This window comes from Salinivibrio sp. ML198 (assembly GCF_001996015.1).
GTDB lineage: Bacteria > Pseudomonadota > Gammaproteobacteria > Enterobacterales > Vibrionaceae > Salinivibrio > Salinivibrio siamensis.
In genome coordinates this window covers 1-3,782 of sequence record NZ_MUEZ01000037.1, presented here as the reverse complement: position 1 = coordinate 3,782, position 3,782 = coordinate 1, and the positions used below count along the sequence as shown (strand labels likewise).

Here is a 3,782-nt window from a genome sequence, read left to right as displayed (position 1 = left end):
GGAGAATGACTTTTCCGTGGTCATCCACCGCGTGAAGAGAAAAGTGGTGCTTGGCGAGATCAACGCCACAAAAGAATTGAGTAGACATGGTTACCTCCGGTATTAAAGGCCGCACCTAAGTGTGGCAGATCTTCAAGAGGGGGAATCCATGTCATTCGTTAAGTTGCAAAGGAGAGTTTTGTGCGAAATCTATTATTTATAATTATGCCTTTAATATTGATTGTCGGTTGTAGTGAAAATCAACCTGAAAAAACTCAGGTATCCAAACCAGTACAATCGGGTATGTCTGTTTCAAGCGAAACTTTTGGTAAGGAATGGCCTTTTACAGTAAATAGTGGAGTTCTGGATTGTGTCAAAGGGTCTGCTGCAATTTTTAAAGTTAATGGTAAAAGCTATCAACTTAATGGAGTTGCAAGTAGTTTAGGGTTTGAACCAATTGATAAAATCTGGAAAGATAATCCCGAAACACCAGGTGCAAAAATTAACACTGGTCCAATGATCTCATTAGCTTTAAAGCAGTGTTAGCAACTTAACAAGCGCCTTAAAAATGGACGTAAAACGCTTGGCTTTCGCTCATTCTTCGCTAATTTTAGCCAAGCATTTTCCGCCTCTTAGGCGGGCGTTAGAAATCTAGGAGAGTTCATGGAAGTACAGAATTTAATACCATTAATCAATACCGCAATTCTTCTAGGAATTTTCTTCTACCAGAAAAACAAAAACAAAGTCTTAGTAGACCGAATAGAGCATCAGGAGAAAGTCCTCAATGAAACGAAAGGAATCGTTCTTCAGCAGTCCACAGCGATAGATAGTCAGAGTAAGGTTGTGGATACCGCAATTAAATACTCAGAGTCTTTCTCTCCGGAAAAGTTAGAGAAACTAATTCGTAAGGAAGTTGATTTGGAGCAGAAGGAGGAGCGAGGGAAGCTGGAAGAAGAAATAGAACGCCAGCTTAGGGAAAAAGATGAACGAATAGAAAACCTAGAGCGTGTTTCAAAAAAATCGATTGAGATGGCTGAGGAAGTTACTACCAATTTGTTGTCTCCGATTCTGGGGACGCTAGTAAAAACATTGGTTTTTATGCCGAATGATAAGAAGAATGAAATTCTCAATGGTATAGAAGATGGGGCATCGAAGGAGATGTTGGTATCTATTCTTACCAAGGTAGAATCACAAATGCATGAAATGATTTCTAACAAGTCAATGCAGCCGACTGCTAAAGCGTCGGCTGAAAGAGGCGTTAGGGAGAAGATATGATTAAAAAGTTGCTTTCAATTTTAGGGGGTATCATTGGCCTTATTGTCGTTCTTGTCTTTTCTGGCATTGGTAGTCAAGTTGGCAAGGAGGTAGGAAAGGCAGCATTCTCTCCATCTAAGCCAACAGAACAAGAAATCATGGCCAAGTTAGCCGAAGGCTTTGAAGTTGCGGCAAAGCAGATAAATGACGCTGCTCCAACAATGGTCGATGAGGAAACTCGCATGGACGGGGCTAGTGCCGGCCCAGGCGCATTGCTTACTTATCACTATACACTTCCGAATTATGCTTCAAGTGATATTGACTCTGGGGTAATACAATCTGACGTGCTTCCTTCCGTAATGAGCAGTGTTTGCTCAAGCAAAGAAATGAAGCCGTCACTACAGTACGGTGGAAAATATACTTATTCATATTCAGGAAATGACGGAGTGCTTATTGATGATTTCACTATTGATAGAAATGATTGTGGTTTCAGTGCTAAATCTCCCTAACAATAAAATGCAGCCGACGCAAAAAACGATCGGCTGATTTAGGCGTTATGTAAGTGGAGTGATTTATGATATCTCAGAACCTACCAACAGATAACTTGTATAAATTCATGGCTTTATTTGGGTTGGTAATTATTATTTGTAGTGCAGTATTTAAGTACATGGCAATAACGAATATTCAAGCGACAATATCTGAATTGAGGATCGAGCAAGCAACGTTAAAGGTAGTCGTAGCTGATAGCTCTGAGTTGGAAATAGCGAAAGCGAAATTATTAGCGGCACAAGAGAAGTTGGTGATGTCAGAGGCTTATGACCACCGCGCCACAGTTTTCTTGTTTGCTGGGATACTGCTGTCGATTGCAGGTTTTGTCTTGTGGTATATGACAACCCAGAGGTTCTTAGATAAATTACTCAAACAGGAAGCCTCTGGCTAATTACATAACAAATAGGAATAAGTGTCGCGCAGCCGACACCTTATTTGGATGTTGAACAAGCCCGTTGCTTTACTAAGTAAATAGCTCGAATGCGCATAGGTAGGCGCTGCCTATGACATTTTTCAGCGTGTGTAGAGGTATCGGTGAGTTTGGCCATCTGATTAGAGGTCTTAATAGGCACTTCTAAGTACGTATCGACGATTATGTGGCTCTGTGATGAATCGGAGACACATAACCATGAACACTCTCTGGCTAGTTTTTATACTTCCGCGAAAAAATAAATATAAATACCTGCCATAAAAAACAACCAATTCAACATCATGAACATATCGTTAAGGGTTTTTTTGTTCCTTCGCCTATGTCTAACAAATGGATAAACTAGACAGAAGTACGAAAATACACCACCAGCGCCTATGCTAACCATGGCAATATTGTTTTTTCTCTTAAATTTTTCTGGGTTTTTAGCTAAGTTATCAACTAAGTCATTAACGTGCTTCTTATCCCCTAAAGAATAAATGACAAGGTGGTAAAAATAGACGAACATCCACACCAAAAAAAACACACCCACACATTTTTTCATGTCTAACATTCCAGCTCCCTTTCTCTAAAAAATAGACTCAACACTAAAGTCATTGAACCTCCCTTTTCTTATATACTCTTCTACACTGCTTGGAATGCGGCTTTATATATTAACCTCGGTTTTTTTAAGGATTTAATATAATAAAAAGTATGACTTTCTGGTTGTTACGCAAGTTGACACACTGATACGAAACTGGAATCTGATGCTGTCGCAGTTGAGATCTGAGGAATCCCCTGACGATTTTTATCTAAATCATTAGAGGATTCCTCAGAGCTACGCCACTAACCAAACCACCGGCAACCGCCAGAACAGGATCCTATGCGGTTACGCCAACAATAATTTAAGTTAAATACTTACCAATCACCATTAACACAAAAGATAAAATGTAACTCCACATACCTAGTGCATTAACCCACATAAACACTTTAAACTTAATGGAGTTAGTTTTTGCACGCTTACGAATGAATGGGTATTTTACCCAATAATGGAATAACCTTGTGCCGATATAAGCAGAAAGCATACACATTCTATTAGCATGCAATTTATCCACATTCTTAGAGAGTTGGTTGTCTATAAAAACGATTCTTTGAGGGTCACCTAAAGAAACCATTGCACTCATAATTGCTCCAGGAACCGACCAAACAATGGCATAGTAAAAGAAAAAAAATGCTACATCCTTAATCATAATTAAGAACTCCAAGCATACATTTCATCTACAAACCATTTGCTAGCAGTTGCTCCAGCGATACCACCAATAGCACCACCAACAACAAAAGAACCGATTGCAGCAATGGCAAGTACAGGGGCAGAAGTTACACCGACAACTCCTAGAACAAGTAATACACCAGAAGTCATCGCTGCACCACCAACTCCTCCTCCATATATACCACCAATAAACCCACCAGCTTCACGGGTTATTGTCTGACCACAGTCTCCCGCTCCATCGACCTTGCACGCCTCATAGACATTATCCACACCACTGGCAAAACCGAGCACTAGCCCGACATACCCCAAACCTCTAGCGGCGGA

Annotated in this window: 6 protein-coding genes and 1 pseudogene; 4 read left to right on the top strand and 3 right to left on the bottom strand. The window is 40.3% G+C overall.

Features of this window, described 5'->3' with window-relative positions; genetic code table 11:
- Positions 1-180 precede the first annotated feature (180 nt).
- The 4 genes from BZG25_RS15530 (at position 181) to BZG25_RS15515 (ending at position 2,173) form a co-directional block, all read left to right on the top strand.
- Positions 181-525, top strand: a complete 345-nt coding sequence (locus BZG25_RS15530; protein WP_077639364.1) for a DUF2511 domain-containing protein — start codon at positions 181-183, stop codon at positions 523-525.
- A gap of 117 nt (positions 526-642) precedes the next feature.
- Entirely contained in the window at positions 643-1,254 is a 612-nt protein-coding gene (locus BZG25_RS15525) for a hypothetical protein (RefSeq protein ID WP_077639363.1), read from the top strand.
- Positions 1,251-1,742 (top strand): hypothetical protein, encoded by a 492-nt coding sequence (locus tag BZG25_RS15520; protein ID WP_077578674.1) that lies wholly within the window; start codon positions 1,251-1,253, stop codon positions 1,740-1,742. Before BZG25_RS15525 ends, BZG25_RS15520 begins: the two co-directional genes overlap by 4 nt.
- A 65-nt stretch (positions 1,743-1,807) precedes the next feature.
- Positions 1,808-2,173, top strand: coding sequence for a hypothetical protein (locus tag BZG25_RS15515; protein WP_077639362.1), 366 nt, complete (start codon positions 1,808-1,810; stop codon positions 2,171-2,173).
- Between the two features lie 259 nt (positions 2,174-2,432).
- Here the strand turns inward: BZG25_RS15515 and BZG25_RS15510 are convergent, their stop codons facing one another.
- From BZG25_RS15510 to BZG25_RS15500, 3 genes and pseudogenes are all read right to left on the bottom strand, one after another.
- Positions 2,433-2,762: a hypothetical protein gene (locus BZG25_RS15510; protein WP_077639361.1), complete on the bottom strand. Its 330-nt coding sequence runs from the start codon at positions 2,760-2,762 to the stop codon at positions 2,433-2,435.
- 331 nt (positions 2,763-3,093) lie between these two features.
- Positions 3,094-3,438, bottom strand: coding sequence for a hypothetical protein (locus BZG25_RS15505; protein ID WP_077578677.1), 345 nt, complete (start codon positions 3,436-3,438; stop codon positions 3,094-3,096).
- 2 nt (positions 3,439-3,440) lie between these two features.
- Positions 3,441-3,782: pseudogene (locus BZG25_RS15500) on the bottom strand (hypothetical protein); the annotation flags it as partial.